The 18411-nt window shown below is 62.2% G+C and carries 13 protein-coding genes and 1 pseudogene; 8 read left to right on the top strand and 6 right to left on the bottom strand.

What is annotated here, in order from left to right:
* Positions 1 to 336 precede the first annotated feature (336 nt).
* The gene (locus tag B1756_RS04105; protein WP_228434462.1) at positions 337 to 558 is read left to right on the top strand and encodes a hypothetical protein; all 222 of its coding nucleotides are present in this window, start codon (positions 337 to 339) and stop codon (positions 556 to 558) included.
* A 26-nt stretch (positions 559 to 584) separates the two neighbouring features.
* On the opposite strand, the gene B1756_RS04100 is transcribed toward B1756_RS04105, so the two are convergent.
* The 4 genes from B1756_RS04100 to B1756_RS04085 all read right to left on the bottom strand — a co-directional run bounded on the left by B1756_RS04100 (position 585) and on the right by B1756_RS04085 (position 5612).
* A complete protein-coding gene (locus tag B1756_RS04100; RefSeq protein ID WP_086887399.1) occupies positions 585 to 2264 on the bottom strand; it encodes a tRNA uridine(34) 5-carboxymethylaminomethyl modification radical SAM/GNAT enzyme Elp3 in 1680 nt (559 codons plus the stop codon).
* A 117-nt stretch (positions 2265 to 2381) separates the two neighbouring features.
* Positions 2382 to 2936: an SHOCT domain-containing protein gene (locus B1756_RS04095; protein ID WP_086887398.1), complete on the bottom strand. Its 555-nt coding sequence runs from the start codon at positions 2934 to 2936 to the stop codon at positions 2382 to 2384.
* Between the two features lie 146 nt (positions 2937 to 3082).
* Positions 3083 to 5197: a DHH family phosphoesterase gene (locus B1756_RS04090; RefSeq protein ID WP_086887397.1), complete on the bottom strand. Its 2115-nt coding sequence runs from the start codon at positions 5195 to 5197 to the stop codon at positions 3083 to 3085.
* Between the two features lie 151 nt (positions 5198 to 5348).
* On the bottom strand, positions 5349 to 5612 hold the full coding sequence (locus B1756_RS04085; protein ID WP_086887396.1) for a hypothetical protein: 264 nt from the start codon (positions 5610 to 5612) through the stop codon (positions 5349 to 5351).
* On the opposite strand from B1756_RS04085, the gene B1756_RS19320 reads away from it, so the two are divergent.
* The 6 genes from B1756_RS19320 to B1756_RS20165 all read left to right on the top strand — a co-directional run bounded on the left by B1756_RS19320 (position 5599) and on the right by B1756_RS20165 (position 10482).
* Positions 5599 to 5772, top strand: a complete 174-nt coding sequence (locus B1756_RS19320; protein ID WP_161493142.1) for a hypothetical protein — start codon at positions 5599 to 5601, stop codon at positions 5770 to 5772. The two genes, B1756_RS04085 and B1756_RS19320, sit on opposite strands and share 14 nt — an antisense overlap.
* Before the next feature lie 467 nt (positions 5773 to 6239).
* Complete coding sequence (locus tag B1756_RS04080; protein ID WP_086887395.1) at positions 6240 to 6941, top strand: metal-dependent hydrolase; 702 nt, start codon at positions 6240 to 6242, stop codon at positions 6939 to 6941.
* Positions 6942 to 7048: 107 nt separating this feature from the next.
* Entirely contained in the window at positions 7049 to 7429 is a 381-nt protein-coding gene (locus B1756_RS04075; RefSeq protein WP_086887394.1) for an OsmC family protein, read from the top strand.
* 277 nt (positions 7430 to 7706) lie between these two features.
* A complete protein-coding gene (locus B1756_RS04070) occupies positions 7707 to 8207 on the top strand; it encodes a gamma carbonic anhydrase family protein (RefSeq protein ID WP_086887393.1) in 501 nt (166 codons plus the stop codon).
* A 66-nt stretch (positions 8208 to 8273) separates the two neighbouring features.
* On the top strand, positions 8274 to 8738 hold the full coding sequence (locus B1756_RS04065; RefSeq protein ID WP_086887392.1) for a DUF5799 family protein: 465 nt from the start codon (positions 8274 to 8276) through the stop codon (positions 8736 to 8738).
* Between the two features lie 769 nt (positions 8739 to 9507).
* Positions 9508 to 10482 (top strand): lytic polysaccharide monooxygenase, encoded by a 975-nt coding sequence (locus B1756_RS20165; RefSeq protein WP_161493141.1) that lies wholly within the window; start codon positions 9508 to 9510, stop codon positions 10480 to 10482.
* A gap of 45 nt (positions 10483 to 10527) precedes the next feature.
* Here the strand turns inward: B1756_RS20165 and B1756_RS20130 are convergent.
* Positions 10528 to 10703: pseudogene (locus B1756_RS20130) on the bottom strand (zinc ribbon domain-containing protein); the annotation flags it as partial.
* Positions 10704 to 10773: 70 nt separating this feature from the next.
* The gene (locus B1756_RS04050) at positions 10774 to 13032 is read right to left on the bottom strand and encodes a CDC48 family AAA ATPase (protein WP_086887390.1); all 2259 of its coding nucleotides are present in this window, start codon (positions 13030 to 13032) and stop codon (positions 10774 to 10776) included.
* 433 nt (positions 13033 to 13465) lie between these two features.
* Here B1756_RS04050 and B1756_RS04045 point away from each other — a divergent pair, with 433 nt between their 5' ends.
* A complete protein-coding gene (locus tag B1756_RS04045; protein WP_086887389.1) occupies positions 13466 to 14638 on the top strand; it encodes a hypothetical protein in 1173 nt (390 codons plus the stop codon).
* Positions 14639 to 18411: the final 3773 nt, after the last annotated feature.

Raw genomic sequence — 18411 nt, 5'->3', positions numbered from 1 at the left:
TTCAGTCCCACCCGGGACTCACCACTTACGGTCATTCCGTTCTCCGTTCGCATCCTCGAGGCACTCACTCCGTTCGTGTCTCGTCCTCCCCAGCCGACTCGCGCTTCGACGACCTGTCCTCGTAGTGCTCGGAATGGGTCGTCTGCGGACAGGGTCGCGTCGTCGACAAACTGGTCTCGCTCGAGTACGAGCGGGTCGAGGACCGCACCCAGCTGGTGTTGATCGACGAGGTACTGGGGTTCTGACGCGGTTCGCTTTCGAAGCGCCGACGGACCTGCCATCGACCCGTCGAGCGCTCCCAACGGTGTTACGGTCGGCGACGACGAACCACGGGATATGAGCCAGCCGGACACACTCGGTGCCGTCGGACCGTACCGGATCGAGGACCTCGAGGGCGAAGAGCAGGGCCTCCGCGTCGGCTGTGAAGCCCACGACGAGTGGGAGGAGTTCGAACCGGGACGACGTGGGGTCGCGTTCTTCTGCCCGGGCTGCAGTCTCGAGGTGGAGGTGCGACTGCACGACGACCTCGACTGGCGCGACTGGGGCGAGCGGTGCTGACGGGTGGGAAAACAGCGTGCCCTGCGCTACAGCCGCTTGCTCACGTACGGGCCGTCCTGGTGGTACCCTAACTTCTCGCGGTAGTACTCGCGCGCGCCGATGCCCGAGATGACGCTGAGTTTGTCGTAGCCGGCGTCGGCAGCCAGCTCCTCGGCGCGGTTCATCAGTCGCTGGCCATAGCCCTGGTGCTGGTGCTGACCGCTCCCGTCTTCGCTCTCGTCGCCCATCGCGACCTCCGAACCGTAGACGTGCAACTCCCGGACGAGGGCGGCGTTCTCGAGTTCCGGTCGCACGGGGTCGTTCGGGAACCGGAGCCGACAGAAGCCGATCAGGAGGTCCTGGTCGAAGTCCTCGAAGGAGATGAAGTGTTCCGTCCCGCCGCAGGCGTCGTAGGTCATCACGTCGAGTTCGACCTTCTCGGGTTCTTCGTCGTTCATTCCGGCCTCGCGACACCGGATGCACTCACACTCCCAGCCGTGGTCGGCCATCCGCTGGCGCGCGAGTTGCCGGAGGTTCGACTTCCAGACGCCAGCGTCGATGAAGTCCGCCGGGATGTCCCGCTGGACGCGCTGGAGGCGCGTGTACCGCGGGATCATGTCTTTGATCTCCGCCACCAGTTCGGCGGCCTCGTCGTTGTCCAGTGGCTCGTACTCACCCCTGTGCCACCAGTCGTAGGTCGCCGTCCCGCGGACGATCAGCGTCGGGTAGATCTTCAGGTAGTCTGGCTTCCAGGCCTCTTCCTCGAAGATTCGCCGGAAGTCCTCGAGACACATCTCTTTCGACATCCCGGGCTGGCCGGGCATCATGTGGAAGCCGACCTTGAACGCGGCATCCCGAAGCCGCTGGTTGGCCTCCATCGATTCCTTGACGCCGTGCCCGCGGTGCATCTCCCGATTGATCCGCTCGTAGGTCGTCTGGACGCCAACTTCGACTTTCGTCCCGCCGAGATCTAACATCCGGTCGATCTGTTCCGGATCGCACCAGTCGGGCTTCGTCTCGAACGTCGTCCCGATGTTGCGCACGTCCGCCGTCTCGTTTTCGGTGATGACGTCCTCGACGTACTTCCACTCGTACTCCTCGGGGTCCTCCGCGAAACTGACGCCCTCCGCGGGTTCGGGTTCCTTCTCGACGTCGTAGTCGTTCATCGCCTCGAGCGCGCGCTTGACGAACCACTCCTGATAGTCGTGACTGCGCGCGGTCATCGTCCCGCCCATCAGGATCAACTCCACCTTGTCGACGGGGTGGCCGATCTGGCGCAACTGCTCGAGTCGCAGCGTCACCTGCCCGTAGGGATCGTAATCGTTCTGGACCCCGCGTGCGGCCGCGGGTTCTTCGCCCGTGTAGCTCTGGGAACTCGAGAACTCCGAATCGGGCCCGCCGGGACAGTACAGACACTTCCCGTGGGGACACCGTTCCGGGCTGGTCATGATCGCGACCGGCGAGACCCCCGAGGCGGTCCGAACTGGCTTGCGCTGGAGCACGGCTTCCAGGTCCTCGCGGTGTTCTTCCGGCGCGTAATCCAGCAGCTCCGAGTTCTTGGGTACCTTCGGGGCCGAGTGTTCCGAACAGGCCTCGAGTTTGGCCTTTTCGACCTCCTCGCGCTCGATCTCGCCCGCGAGGATGCGGTCGACCAGCGTCTCACAGACCCGACGGAACGCCTCGGTCTCCGTGGGCTCCGCGTCGGAATCGGGCGTCTCGGTACTCACTGTCGACAGGTGGGCCCGCGCGGTGAATAAGCGTGTCGGACTCTCGAGTGAGGGCACACCCCACAGTGGTCGCTCACCCGGCGCGCCAATCGACGAACCACTCGAGTGTGTCGTCGCCTACGACTCCCGCTCGAGGTTCCGATCCAGTTCGTCGTCCCGACCCCGCGCGTCAGCCGGTCCGGAAGCTGCCTCGCCCGAACCCCTCTCCAGCTCGGCGTTCCGCCGCCACCGTTCTGCGTCCTCGAGCGTCTCCGTCTCGAGCAACCGGTCGAGTTTCCGCTCGAACTGCTCGTCGGTCAACTCGCCACCGGCGTACCGGGCGCGTAGCGTCTCGAGTGCCTCCCGGGTCGTGGGATCGCTGGCCGAATCCGCCGTCTGTGCCGTCTGCGCCGTCTGCACCCCGTCGGAATCGTCCTCGAGATCCGACTCGTCGTACCAGTACAGCATATCGCCGACCCAGTCGTCCCACCACTCCTTGCGGTCGAGTTCGTCGCCGTACAACAGCGCGACGATCGGGACCACGACGAGATATCCGACCAGCAGTGCGACGAGCCACGCACTGCCGCCGATGGGCGACAGGAGCAGCGCCAGCCAGACACCGGTCACGAGCAAGGCCGTGATCTCGGTGAGGTTCTCGCGAAACCGGCCTCCTGGATCGCTGGCCGTCTCCATAAGCGGTGTACGCGCTCGAGTGAGAAGGTTGTTACCGACATACACGACGGTGCTGTGATCTCACGGCGTGTATCCTCCTACAGCGCCGCCGACAGCGTCGTCACTCGAGGGCTTGCGGTCGGAGAACGGAACTCGTGAGCCTGACCTTACGCGAGCGTCTCGACGAGAGCGTCGATCGCAGCGTCGCGTACGGCGTCGCGTTCGCCGGGGAGGAACTCGACGTAGCCGTCTGCACCGCCGACGACGCCGACGCCAGCGTCGGGGACGGCCGCGGCGATCTCGTCACCGAGGTCGCGGACGTCGACGGTCTCGGTCGTTCGCACGTGCAGTTCGTCCGTCCCGACGCCGAGGGTGGCGAACGGCGACCCGGCACGGTCGCGCTCGCTACGGTGGAGTTCGTCGAGCAAGAGGACCGTCGTCGGGAAGTTGTATCGGTGGGTGAACGCGTCGGTGTCGAGCAGCGTGACGGTAACGCCGTCCTGCCCACGGATGGTCGCGTTCTCCTGGGCAGTCTCGAGTTCGGTCTCGAGTTTCGCGCGGAACTGCTCGGAGACGTGAGCGGCGAGGTCACCGTCGCGTTCACCGTCGAACAGCAGGTCGGCGACGAGTTCACGCTTGTCCTTGTAGGACTGGTAGTAGGCCTCGAGTGCGATGGCCTCACGGCGCTCGGAGATGGCGGTCTCGTCGTAGCCCACGTCGCTCGCGAGGTCGGTGTAGACGTCGGGGGCGTCCTCCCAGTAGCTGACTGCGGGGAGGTGCTCCAGGTCCTCACGGACGTCGTCGTTGACCTGTGCGGCGACGTTCGCCGCGAGCGCGGTCGTCGTCAGGTCGGCGACGTCGGCGTCGGCGAGCGAGGGGGTGACAGCGACCGAGACGGCGTCGGTGATCTCATCGTCAGCACGGCTGTCGTCGATGACGATCGCCTCGGCGTCGTACATCGAGAGGAACTCGTAGCCGTCGACGGATTCCGCGGTCGCGCCGGTGTCGACGAGGACGACCAGCGGGATCTGCTCGCCGTGGCGGTCGCGAGCCTCGAGCATCGAGGTGACGTCGTCGGTCGCGGCGTCCATGTCGTAGACGCGCCCGTCGAGCGGTCGGCGCTCGAAGTAGTGATACTCGGCGTCATCGCGGGTGTGCTTCTCGCGGATCAGTGGGAGGACGGCCCGTTCGATGGCGGCACCGGCGACGTAGCCGTCGGCGGTCGCCCAGTGGCGCACCACGATCGGTCGAGCCTCCATCACCGCACGACGGATCGCCGTCGCGGCCTCGGTGAGTTCCTCGTCGACGGCTTCGACGGGAGCGTGTTCGGCGAGCAGCGAGGTGTTTGCTGGGCTGGCCTCGTTCTCGAGGGCGCTCTCGAGGCGGTCGCGAACCCCGTCGCGAGCCTCGTCTGCGAGTACGTCGAGGGTCTCGGTTTCGACCTGCAGATCGCCGTGGTGACGCTCGACTTCACCCTCGAGGGCGACGACGTCGTCGATCTCGACGCTCGGGTAGGCGCGGACGCCGGCTTCTTCGAAGGCAGCACACTCGACGGTGCCGGTTTCGTCGCGCAGTTCGAAGACGGTCGGGCCGCTGGTCTGGCGGACGCCGGTGATTTCGCCCTCGAGCCGGACGACGGAGCCGACCTGCGAACCGATGGCGTCGACCGTCGTGCGCTTGAGCGCCGGTTCGGGCTCTGCTTCGGGAGCGGCGTCTGCCGCGTCGTCGGTCGCCGGGCCGGACGGGGCGGCCGTTTCGGTCACGACGGCACCCTCGCCGCCGGCGACCGCTTCCGTGGCCGTTCGAGCGGCGTCCGGTTCGGACGGTTCGGCGTCGGTCGACTGGGAGTCGCCAGCGGCGTCTACCGGGTCGTCACCCTCGTCTTCGTCCTCGTCCTCGAGGTCTTCGGGGCGAACCTCGCCCTGTGGGGTGTCGATCAGTTTGCCGCGGAACTCGCGTTCGCGCTGTCGGATCGACCAGCCGAGGTCGACGTTCCCGTTGTCGCGGACGTCGAGAACCTGGACGTACACCTCGTCGCCCGGTTCCCAGTCGAGACTCTCGAGTCGCTGGTCGAGTTCGCTTCGGTGCAACAGTCCCGTAACGTGATCTCCGACGTCGATGAACACGCCGAAGTCGGCGTAGCCGTCGACGGTGCCCCGGTAGTACCGACCCGGGGTCAGCTGTGAGGGGGCAGTGCCACGAAACTCGAAGACAACGTCTTCTTCGTGACTCTCACAGATTTCGCCGTCGACAGGCGTGCCGCAGATGATACAGTTACCCATCTACTCGGTTCAAGCAGGTTCGTCCTAAAACGGTTGTCGAATTAGACTCGAGCGCGTACGCGGACGGGACCACCGGTGTACGGGCCTGATCAGTGTCCGTTCCAGACCCGGCCAGCGGTCGAGATTCCGGCGATCACGGCGATCGTGAGGCTCACTCGAACACGGGCGAATCGTCCTCGAGCGCCTCGACGTCGCTGACGATCGTTCGGACGTCCTCCGGGAACAGCGAGACCTGTACCTCGTTGCCGTCTTCGTCCTCGAAGACCAGTTTGACCCGTTTGTCGCCGAACTCCCGGGCCTCGGCGGACTCGACGTCGAACAGTTTGACCGTCGCCGACTTGTTCGTCGGTCCGACGTTCTTGATCGACCCCTCGTTCAACTCGACCATGAACTCCTCGAGCGTGAGTGCGAGCATACCCGTCGTACGGGTCGGGGGTAAAAAACGCCACGGCATCGCGGCTCTCGAGCGCAGCGCCGTCGAGCGCGACACCGACGGGACCGGGCCGGTGATCACGCGGTCAGCGTCGCAACTCCTGGTTCGTGACTCACGGCTCGAGGACGCCACGAGTTCGTGACCTGTCACTCGAGGACGTAGCGATCGAGGCCAGCGGGGGACAGCCGTCTGCGTCCCCGGTGGCCTACGACGTCGAGGGTGTCGTCGAACTGCGGCCATCACGTGGCCGCCAGACCGAGGTGTGCGGTCGGCCCGCTGTCGACGACGGCGTGCCGCTCGAACGTCGACCGCAACTGCGATCGGCCGCATACGTGGTGTGTCAGTCGCCTGCGGCGTTTCCGGGTTTCCCGACCCGCCCTATAAAGGGTGGTGATCGTACAACCCGCAGCGGGCGCTGAGGTACCGGTGCAATTCGGTGTATTTCGGTCAGAATCGTACTCCCCGGTCGATCGCCCATGTCGGTGCGACGGACGGCCCCCGACGTCTCCACTACGGTTTCGTCTCCGCGAGACGCATCCTCGTCTACGTTGAGAACCCCCAGTCGCCCACCTACATTTAAGATATCGAGAACCAAACGCTTGTACTGCCATGGAACTCACCTGGCACGGCCACTCGACGTGGCACGTCACCGTAGGGGGTACCGACCTGTTGATCGATCCGTTCTTCGACAACCCGAAGACCGATCTCGAACCGGCCGACGTCGACGACCCGGACTACGTGTTGTTGACCCACGGCCACGCCGACCACATCGCTCACGCTGGCGAGTTCTCGGACGCGACGCTCGTCGCCACCCCGGAACTCGTCTCGTATTGCCAGGAGGAGTTCGGCTTCGAGGACGCCGTCGGCGGCATGGGGATGAACCTCGGGGGGACCGTCGACTGCGGTGACGCCACCGTGACGATGGTTCGCGCCGACCACACCAACGGCATCATGACCGAAAACGACGCAAGCGGCGGGATGCCCGCCGGGTTCGTGATCGCCGACGGCGACCCGACCGACGACGATTCGACCACCGTCTACAACGCCGGCGACACCGCCCTGATGTCGGAGATGAAAGACGTGATCGGCGACCACCTCGCACCTGACGCGGCCATCGTCCCGATCGGCGACCACTTCACGATGGGGCCGACCCAGGCCGGCGTCGCTGTCGACTGGACCGGCGCCGACCACGCCTTCCCACAGCACTACGACACGTTCCCGCCGATCGAGCAGGACCCCGCGGACTTCGAGGCCGCGGTCAGCGACGCCGAGGTCCACGTCCTCGAGGCAGACGAGCCGTTCGAACTGTAGATCGGGCATTAACAACCGCATGCGGTCCCTGTACGTCGTTTTCCGGTTCGGAGGATCGGGTGCCGGCACCAAACGTTTTTGCACCCGCCGTAGACGTCGCGAGTGGCATGGCAAAGACCGTCACCACGATCTCCGAGGAAGGGTACAGCGCCACGAACGAGATCCGCGAGTTCGAGACCGATATCGACGCAACCGGCGAGGACTCTCCAGACACCCTCGAGGCACTGCTGGCCGCCTACGGCTCCTGCTACGTCCCTGCCCTCCGGGTGGCCGGCCAGCAACGCGGCGTCGACGACCTCGGTCAGATCGAAATCGCCATCACCGGCGACCTGAACGACGACGACAAACTCGAGGCGATCTCCTTCGACGTCAGCGTCGATGCGGACGTCGACGAGGAGACCGCAGCGGAGATCTTCGACCGCGCGGACGACCTCTGTAAGGTCCACGACGCGCTGAAACCGGAACTGTACGCCGAAAAATCGCTGTAGCGAGCCTCGAGACGGTGCTGGTTCTGAGGTGGGATGGGAGGCTCGCTGGGCAAGGTCTCTGGTCGAGGACGTGGCAGCGGAGTGGGTGCCGGGGCAGGCATTCGTCCCGCTGCACTCTGAGAAGCGAGCGGGTCAGTTGTAATGGTGTGGCCAACGCAAGTAGGGTCGACACCGCTGAGCCGTCCAGGCAGCGACAGTGATCCTCCTCGAGTCGGTTGGGTCTCGACACCGCCCCACGATAGGCACGTTGAAGACCGTGCCGGCGACAGGCACGTGTATGCTTCGCTCGTTCGACGGAACGGAACCGCAGGTGGCCGACTCGGCGTACGTCGACCCGGCCGCAGTCGTCATCGGCGACGTGATCGTCGAAGCCGACGCCAGCGTCTGGCCGAACACGACCCTCCGGGGCGACCACGGCACGATCGTCGTCGGCGAGGGCGCGAACGTCCAGGACAACGCCGTCATGCACGAAGACGCCGAACTCGAGCCCTACGCGACGATCGGTCACAGCGCGATCGTCCACGACGCGGTGGTCGGCGAACGCGCGCTGGTCGGGATGAACGCGGTCGTCCTCGACGGCGCCGTGATCGGAGAAGGCGCCGTCGTCGCCGCCGGCAGCGTCGTCACCGAGGGAACCGAGGTCCCACCGAACACGCTCGTCGCCGGCGCACCGGCCGAACCGAAAGCCGAAGTCGACGATCCACGTCTTCGCTCGACCGCCGACCGCTACGTCGAACTCTCGAGTCGGTACGCCGAGACGTCCGAACGACTCGAGTGAGTCTCCGGGTGCGTCCGCTGGTGTGCGGAGGGAAACGCTCTTGCGAGAGCCGACCAACTACCGGATATGAGCGACTCCTCGTGGACCGATCGAATCGTCGGCGATCGGATGACCGTCGACCAGCAGTTCGCCAGCCAGATCGACGGCTCCGAGTTTTCCAACCAGCAGTGGAGCCTGATCATGACCGCGACGGAGTTCGAGATCGAAAACCCCGGCGACCCGGAGCGAGCCCGCATCGTCGCCAACACCGAACAGGTCGACCAGATCATCCCCGAACTGGACAACATCCAGGCGGGGATGGGCGGCATGGGTGGTGCTCAGGGCGGTTCCGGCGGCTCCGGCGGCTCCGGCAGCGTCGTCGACTCGATCAAGGGTGCACTCGGCCTCGGCGGCGGCAGTGGCGACTCACACGCCGAACAACTCGAGGCCGCCGAACGGCTCACCCAGCGCTACGCCGACGAGTTGCAGTCACACCTCGAGTCCGAGGGCAAGTGGGACGCCGTTCGTGAGATGGCCGCCGACGAGGCCTGATAGAGATACGAGCGCACACCCCCGCCTTCCCGTGAGTGACGAGTGTTCTGACAGAGCGTCGGAACCGAGGAACGAACAGGCGGGGGCCGAGCGGACACTCAGGACACACAGACCACCGTACTGTGGCCGGACTGGATGACCGACCGAAGGTTTTTCTCGGGTCCCAATATACTGGAAACTGCTACGGAATCGGTGAGACGCCGGCCCCCAACGGACAGGGGGTGGTGACGAACGCGGTCTGCTCGTCACACGGCAATGCCATCGATTCCGATGGGCCTGCGTGACCGGGCCACAGCCCTATAGCGAGGGAGAAAACGAGAGTTTCGCCGGTATCAAGCGAGAGTCGACTCTCGCGGACCGTCGGAGGACTGTGTCGTCCGAGATGTTGCCGGTTCCCTCTGAGTGCGGGTCGGAACCGCAACGTCCTGCTTCGGCAGGCCGGTCATCCGGTGGCCGGATGCCACGGCCGTCAGGCCGTAGAGGAGGTCACAGCCCAAGATCCCTTCTTCGACGTCGCCGTCGGAACCTACAAAGCACGGAGGACGGGTTCACACGAGAAATAGATCAACCAGAGATAAACTAGCCTGAAATAAACACCTTAATTTCCATTCCCATCTCCAATACAAAACAATATATACTGACCCATCCAATGTAAAATTGAATCGCGATGACTACAAATAAACCATTGAAAAATACGAATAAAAGTAATCGGGCGCCGCATGTTACGAGATCACGTATCGCCAAAATAGGGGTAATGGCCCTTTTTGTAATGGTTCTCGGAATCTTTGCGGTACAGGTGGCCGCTGCGCATGGATCCATGGAGGATCCAGCGAGTCAGACGTACTACTGCAATTTCATAGACGATGGGGACAACGAGATGTGCCAATATGCCTACGGGGAGAATCCGCAGGCAATCTATGACTGGCACGAAATAAATATCCTGGACGCTGACAGCAACCACCAGGAACTCATTGATGATGGTGAACTTTGTAGCGCCTCACGCGATAAATACGAAGCGTTCAATGAACCAGGTGACTGGCCGATAACGGAGATAGAGCCTGGTGAGCAGACGCTTACCTATGAAGCATCCGCGCCACACGAAACCGAGTACTTCCAAATCTACATCACCAAGGATGGATGGAACCCAGACACTCGGCTTGCATGGGATGACCTGGAATTGATCCACGAGACTGATCCCTTTAGCCCTGATAGAACAATAACCATCGATGGTGTAGATGTACCTGAGCGCAGTGGAGAGCACGTAATCTACACGGTCTGGCAACGGTCCGATTCGCCGGAAGCGTTCTATTCGTGCTCCTATGTTGAGTTTGACGGTGACGAACCCGACAACGGTGACGAACCCGACAACGGTGACGAACCCGACAACGGTGACGAACCCGACAACGGTGATGAATCCGTCCACGACGCGTGGGACTCTAATGAGACCTACGTGAGTGACGATAAAGTCGTTCACGATGGTGCTGTTTGGGAGGCCAATTGGTGGACACAAGGTGACGAACCCGGCAGCTCCGAGTGGGGTCCATGGGAACACGTCGTGGACGTCGAGGACGACGACAGTGGTAACGATGACGACTCACCTGACGCTGATGAATGGGGACCTGATGTGGTCTACAACGAAGGAGACCAGGTTAGCCACGACGGCGAAACGTGGGAAGCCCGGTGGTGGACCCAGGGTGACGAACCCGGTGACTCCGAGTGGGGTCCATGGGAACAAGTAGATTAGTCAGTAACCCCACGACCGAAGTCGTGGGCTTCCTCCTTGCATTTCTGTGAATCCGCACTCGGAGCACCGCTTCGACGTGTACGCCGACGCGACTTGCTTCACCGAGACCCCAACCGATTCGGCGTTGTATTCGACGTATTCGCAGCGCATTCGGAACGCCCACTTGTCGTCTACGACGCGCCGATTCGGTCGCGGATGTCCGTTAGGTCCTCGAAGGTGATACGAATGCGCTCCTCCCTTCCCTACCGTTCGCTTCGCTCGCGCTTGAGGAAGGGGACTCCGCGCTACCGTTTAGTTGAACTTCCGCTCGAGTTCCTCGTATCGGCGTTTCGTCGCTTGGTCGACGCTCGAGCTCGTGCTTTTGATCGCGTGGTCGAAGTGCTCGGCAGTCACTGTGATCGTTCCGACACCGTCGTCGACGTCCGACGGTGTCACCCCATCGACGTACTCCCGTGCAGCCTCCATCGCGGCCTCCCGACAGATCGCCTGGACATCCGCGCCGACGTACCCCTGTGTCCGACCGGCGAGGCGGGCAAGTTCGACATCGTCGCCGATCGAACGGTGTGCCGTGTGGACGGCAAAGATTTCGCGACGTGCCTGCTCGTCTGGTATCGGAACGTGGATCTGACGGTCGAACCGTCCCGGACGCAACAGTGCGTCGTCGATGAGGTCCGGTCGGTTGCTGGTCGCGATCACGACGACGTCTTCGAGTTCCTCGAGACCGTCGAGTTCCGTCAGCAGTTGGGATACCACGCGTTCCTGAACGCCGGAAGCATCTCCACCACTCCCACGTTCGGCAGCGATGGCGTCGATCTCGTCGAAGAAAACCACCGTTGGCGCGTTCGAGCGAGCCTTCTCGAACACCTCTCGGACTCCTTTTTCGGATTCACCGACGTACTTGTTGAGCAATTCAGGCCCTTTGACCGAAATAAAGTTGCTCTGAGCTTCGCTTGCGACGGCTTTGGCCAGCAACGTTTTCCCGGTCCCTGGGGGCCCGTACAGCAAGACGCCGTTTGCCGCACTGAGATGGAGTTCGTCGAAGACGGGTGAATACGCGAGAGGCCACTGGATCGTCTCCCGAAGTCGCTCTTTCGTCGTCTCGAGACCGCCGACCTCGTCCCAGGAAGTGTCCGGCACCTCGACGAACACCTCACGGAGTGCGGACGGATCGACGCTGCTCATCGCGTGCTGGAAGTCACGGTCCTCGATACGGATCGCTTCGAGTGCCGCCGCGTCGATCGTATCCGCCTCGAGGTCGAGATTCGGGCGGACACGACGGAGTGCCCGCATCGCTGCTTCCTTGGCGAGTTGTTCGATGTCCGCACCGACGAACCCGTGGGTATCTACGGCGTACTCGCTGAGGTCGATCTCCTTGGATAGGGGCATTCCACGGGTATGAACCTCGAAGATTTCCTCGCGGCCGTCTCGATCTGGAATGCCAACTTCGATTTCGCGGTCGAACCGGCCACCTCGTCGGAGCGCGGGATCGATCGCATTGAGACGGTTGGTGGCACCGATAACCACGACTTCACCGCGCTCCTCGATACCGTCGAGCAATGAGAGTAGTTGTGCAACGATCCGGCGCTCGACATCGCCGCTGGTATCATCACGTTTCGGTGCGATAGAGTCGATCTCGTCGATAAAGACGACCGCAGGTGCGTTTTCTGTCGCGTCCTCGAAAACGGACCGGAGTTGTTCTTCCGATTCACCGTAGTATCGTGACATGATCTCCGGACCAGAGATATCCGTAAAGAACGCGTCTATCTCGTTGGCGACGGCCTTTGCGATGAGTGTTTTTCCTGTTCCCGGCGGCCCGTGCAACAACACGCCCTTTGGTGGATCGATCCCCAGCTGCTGGAAGAGTTCGGGGTGGCGCATCGGCAACTCGATCATTTCACGGACCTGCTCGAGTTCGTCGTCGACGCCACCGATGTCCTCGTAGGTGATGTCCGGCGATTCCGTCTGGATCTGTGATTCGGACTGGGACGCAGACGCCAACTGATCGTCGCTCGACTCCTCGTGATCCTGCGCTCGTTCGGCCGGTCGTTTTTCGACGCTCAGTTCCGTCGACTCGACGACGATGGCGGTATCGCTTGGCTGGATTTCCGCGACCTGTATGGGGATCTGTCGTTTCGAGACCGACGAACCGGGCCCAAGCGCGAGCGAAATGTGGACGGTTTGTCCGGGATCAATTGCCCGCCCTTTGAGCTTTCGCTTGACGATGGGGGCAAGATCCCCGTCGACACGCAGTGTCTCTGGAGCGGTTACAGTGAGGATCGTTGCAGCCGGGAGATCGGCAGCCGACACATCGACGGTGTCATCGATATTGGTGCCGACTGCTTTCCGAAGCCGTCCGTCGATACGAAGAATCCCCAACTCCTCGTCTTCGGGATATCCTGGCCAGACGCGAGCGGCTACCTCGCCGCGATCGCCCTTGATATAGACGTAATCACCGTTTTCAATACCGAGTTCAGTCATCGCTGCTCCGTCGACTGCAGCGAGGCCGCGACCGGCATCCTTCTGGCTGAGTGATTTTACGATGAGTTCCATTCGTCGAGTTGATAGTAGTGTATTACTCCCCATTAATACGTTCTCTTCAAGGATTAATTAGATAGATATAAGTGCATAGATTATTCACATGATGATTGTCTCTATTACGTCCACCGATCGGCTGATCGTCATCACTACCCGTTCAATCGCTCGTATTGACCTATAAATATTTTTGTGACCATACCAAAGTATTTATATTTCTCTTACATAATGATATTAGCAACGTGGCTATGAATAGTAGTGTAGCACGCTCGAGTGGTGGAGTATCCATACTGCGGGCAGGATCCCATCTGGTGAGAGTAGGGCGGGGGGAGAAGCGACGTCGATGGCGTCGGATTCACTCGGTTTCGCCCGAAGTGCTACGAATCGGTGTGCACCACCGTCGCCGTGGTCTATTGGAATACGCATCGATCAGAGCGCAGAATACTGGACAATGACGATCACAACAAAAGCAAAGAAAGCGGTTGCAACGTCGGTGAACCAGTTTATCAAGCCGGTTCTTCCCGCTGTGATACTCGCGACTGCGATCGCGGTCGCGGTGACGCTGGGGTTGTGGGTATTCGGATGGTTCGACACCACGCCACTGGTGACGATACCTGTCTTGGGAAGGGAATTGGTACCGATGCAAACCACCTTCCTCACGGCGTTTCTGTTCGGACTCCTTCTCGGTGGCTGTTACCTCTTGTATCGGAACAACCGTGAGACGATCCTTCAGCGCTGGGAGCAGTGCTCGACGTGGGCAAAAGCGATGCTCAGCGGGTGGGTTGCGGCCCTGTCGGTCGCTGTCGTATTGGCGGCGGCATACGCCGTTGGGTGGATCACGGTACCGATACTGTTCGTTGGCATACTACTGACCTGGCCGCTTGCAGTCGGAGCGGTGTTGTTAGGCTACCGAAAGAGCCGACAGACGTCTTCGACACTTGGATCGATTAGGGTCGGATACGTGCTTACTCGAGGGTTAGAAAGCCGAACCCTTGCGATGATCGTCGGTCTCCTTGTCGCGATCGGCAGCGGTCTCATCGTCGGCGTCGTCACGTGGTATTTCGACCGACCTCTCTGGTGGGTTCCCGTACTTTGTGCCGGGCTACTCTGGGGAGTAGTGACGCTACTGCTTTACAACCGATACGAAAAACGAACAGTCGAACGCACTGATCTCATCATTACCGACATCAGGACTCCAGAAGCCCGGAACAGTTTCGAACTGATCGTTCGGAATCACTCGGACCGATCGATCGATTTCTCGGGGTCACTGATCAGGGACACAGACCTCGATCTCTTCAGACCAGGCGTCGATACGACGATCAGCCCGGGAGAAGAGGGGACCTTCGAAATAGACGAGGCGTTCTCGCTCAAGCCAAACGACGACGCCCTCGAACTCCCGCTCGGATACAACCTCAAGCGAGGCGGAGAGACGCCGACAGTGTTTACGAAAGACGGGGAAGTCAACTACCTCCAGTGGACGGAGCAAGCCGCAAGCGCAATCGGTCGGGACAGCTCGAAACACGTGACTGAATCCGCCCAAGGAGACAACGATAGCCGTCACTCGACCGCCAACGCACCCGATTTGGTCGCTGGTGCAACCGGTAGTCCAACACCGCAGGATTGAGAGTCGAGATACTAACCACACAACGTATGTTCGACCCTGAATCCGGACCCAGAACGTCTCCAAACGCTGTCGAGGGACCGATTCGTGACATCAGCGTCAGTATGGACTGGAGCGACGGGAATGCACGACGAGAGTCGGAATACGACGATGAGACGAGTAACCGACAGCCAGTCAGACAGACGAGCGTTGGCCACCACGTTGCAGGCGTTCAGAACCGACATCGCGGCATTCGTACACTCGAGCCATCGAGGCTGATAGACGGATTTGCGCTCGGAATCCGCAACCGGTATTCGACGGCCAACCGAACGTACCGTCTCCGCGACCGGTATGCCCCTCCGCCGAAGGACCACGGGGCAAAATCCGCCACGAACGAAGACGACACAACTGACTCCCAATCGGACCGAGAATTGGCGGGAGTGTCGTTTCTCCCCGACGACCCACCGGAACCGTTCGGACTCAATACCGACGGTGATCCACTGTCGCTGATCGAAACGTCCACAGCGGACCAGCGCGGCTCGCCGGAACGGACCCAGGTGCGAGTACGCGATTCCACGCTCGGCGAGACGCCCAGCCATCTCACGTCCGCGGCTCCCGAAGACGAGTCGGCGAGCCAAAAGACGGACGCGAATCGAGAACGGCAGGTTATTCAGGAGCAGTCCCCGCCCCGGAACGACCGAATACCGCGTCCAGCCAGCGAGATGCAATTCGAGGGTGGGACCACGACCGAAGGGACGTCTACCACGAACGAATCGACTGTTACAACAACGGACGAACGAAGCGGAGCAGTCGCCATCAAAGTCGGGGTTTCGGGTACACCCGAATTCCGGTACCGACAGCGCACGTCCTCGAGGGCGTCAGTAGCGACCGACGACGTGCCAACCCCGACGACCCACGGTGATCAACAGCCGTCACGAGAGAGGGAGAAGACGACGACGGACGCTGCCCGTTCGTCGATAGCGACAGAGCAGGGCGTCTACGGGGTCGGCACTCGTCGATCGACGCGTCCCATCGGTATCGCGGCACTGACTGGACGAGCGGCCGGTGACGACATTCGACGGCTTCGATCAAGCTGGACGACAACACACCACCGAAGCCAGCGAAGCGAGGGGAGCGAATCGGTGTCGGCCAGTGTCAGGTCTGGTAATAGTCGATCACCGGCGACAGAGACGCCGGGGCCACCCAACACCGTGTCGTCGCGTCAGGGAGATCCGTCCGGCCACCGCTTTCAGGGTGACAGGTCTCGCTCACGGAACGTCGGCCAGGTCGACGACGGAGCGAACGAATCCTCGGTGCTCGAGCGCCAACGGTCCACTGTCCGAAATCCGCGAACTGTTCGAACAGTTACCGCGGCTCGAACTGACCGGCGGGTTGATACCGACGCTGGCGGACCCGCAGTTGGAGACTCCTCGAACCTGCTCGGCGGCACCGAATTGCCAGCAGAGCATCGGGACGTGACTGCAACGGCGAGCCGGCAGATCGCAGCCAACAGTGGGGGAACATCGGCCACTACTAGCACAGTTCGATCGGACGCCGGGGATGCGTCAGTGATCGAACGTGACCATCGACGGCGACTAACGGACCGGAGACCTCGAGCCGTCCGAAGACCCGTTCCGACGGTTGTGGAGTCGACAGCCGATGAGCAACGGGCGGCAGGTCGGCAAGATAGCCAGCGAGGCAGAATGTCGGTCCTGACGACTGCCGGTCGCTCGAGGGGTGTCGGATCCCGATCCGGATCTCAAACGGACGCAACGACCGACGGAGCCCGTTCGTACGAGGACAGCAATGAATCGTCGTCTGCCAGTGGGTGGTATGACAGCCCTATCCGTTCGACGACTGCAGTCATCCCGCGTCAGCCGTCTCCACGCGTTTCAGGCACGGACGTTGGACGGGGGGAGGTGCAAGCGGTGGATCGCGTAGCCGCTGCGGCCAGCGTGTCACCAGTCGTAGTCCAGTCCACTCCCACGAAATCGGATCGTAAGCGGCCTCGATCTCGAGTGGATCGTCAGTACCCAGCAATCCATACTGGTTCCGACACCCCCAGCGGATCCAGTCGTCACTGGACTGAGATCGAGCCAGTGGCTGCCAATGCTTCGCCGGACAGGACGGGTATCGCTCGCGGGAAGACGACTCCCACCAGCGACGACGCGTCCGTCGTCGGCTTGGAGTCGTCTTCGAGCCCTCCCCCGACCGACTCGATCCCGCGACCCACAATCGGATCGCAACTCGTCCGCAACTCGACTCGGATCCACCCTGCAGCGCAGGACGAGCGCGGTCGACAGTCGTTCACGGCGTGGAAACCAGCGCGAGCGAGCGAGGTCCACGCGGGGCCGCTAGCAAACGAGAGCGGTGGTGATCACCGAGACGGTGCGGTTTCGAGCCGGAGCACGGCTGGCAGGGGAACGGTCACAGCAGAGACTCCCAACGCTGTGACCGCGTCGGGCCTCGTCAGAGAGGGGATTGGGGATGACGTAAATCGAGATCGGCTGCGTGGATCCGTCGATCGATCAGCATCGTTCAGATCGGCGACGATACCACCGTCCCAGTTCACCCTCGAGTACCGCGATTCAGGTTCCAAACAGTCGTCACCACGCGCGCAATTCCGAACCCCGACGCCTGAGAACACGCGACCGGAGACGACCGGGTCCACGTCACGGATCGGAACGATACTGACTGAGATCAGCCGGGACGTGTCCCGGTCACCGTCCGTGTCCCAACTCGATAGCCACCCACCAGTTGAACCCAAACCCACAGAGACGGCGACGATCGCGTCGAACGGCAGGCCAACCGATAGAATTGCGAAATCACAGCAACTCGTCTCGGTCGCATCCGCCAATCGCCCAAGGGATCACCAGACAGCCCGAAGCGAGTCGAACCACCGATCGAAGCAGTCGGTATCGATGCCGGCAACGACTGTTCGCTCGCCGACGGGTGGATCGGCAGCCAATCAGTCCTCGACAATCCCGCATACGGACACGACACCAGTTTCACGGACGACCAGTACCGCATTCGTTACCGAGAGGTCCGATGCCAGAAGTTGGCCCTCGATCAGATCGATCTCTCACCGCCCCGGGGACCGGATTGCATCGATGGCGTCCCACACTGGGGTTACGAGTGTGCAACTCGCGACCGACACCCCCCTGACGCTCTCGAAGGAGGTGCCAGCTTCGTCAGATGTGACCCCACAGGTGGCGGCGTCACGAGCGACAGTCACGACTCCGGGGGAATCTGCGAAGGCCGTCTCCGTCGATCGTCCGAGAGATCACCAGACAGTACGAGGCCAGTCGAACTACAGATCGCAGCAATCGGTATCGTTTTTTGCGACGACCGCACGCTCGTCGCCGGGTGGTTCGGTTGCCGACCGGACCTCGACAAACCCGCATGCGGACCCGACGCCGGTCTCACAGGCGACCAGTACCGCCTTCATCACCGAGAGTTCCGACGCCAGTAGTCGGCTTTCGATCGGGTCGGCCCCACACAACGCTGGTGATCGGACCGCATCGATTGGAATACACACTGCGGCCACAGATGTCCGAATCACGTCCACCAGTCCCGTGACGACGTCCTCGAGTGGGGTGCCAGCTTCGGCGGCAACCACCTGGGGGACGGGGGAACCTCCAGACACCCACTCGCCGCTCGAGTCGACGGATCAGTTCTCCGGTCCGACGAATCAGGGTACAGATCTGTTCTCCCGTCCGGCGAATCGAGATACGGACCGGGTGGCCACAGAGCGGGGACGGATGGTAAACGACGTGACCGAGAGCTCCGGGATGGCG

This window comes from Natrarchaeobaculum aegyptiacum (assembly GCF_002156705.1).
In the GTDB taxonomy this organism is placed as follows: Archaea; Halobacteriota; Halobacteria; order Halobacteriales; family Natrialbaceae; genus Natrarchaeobaculum; species Natrarchaeobaculum aegyptiacum.
Note: the sequence above shows the minus strand (reverse complement) of the source record. Positions and strands in the feature narration are given on the sequence as shown.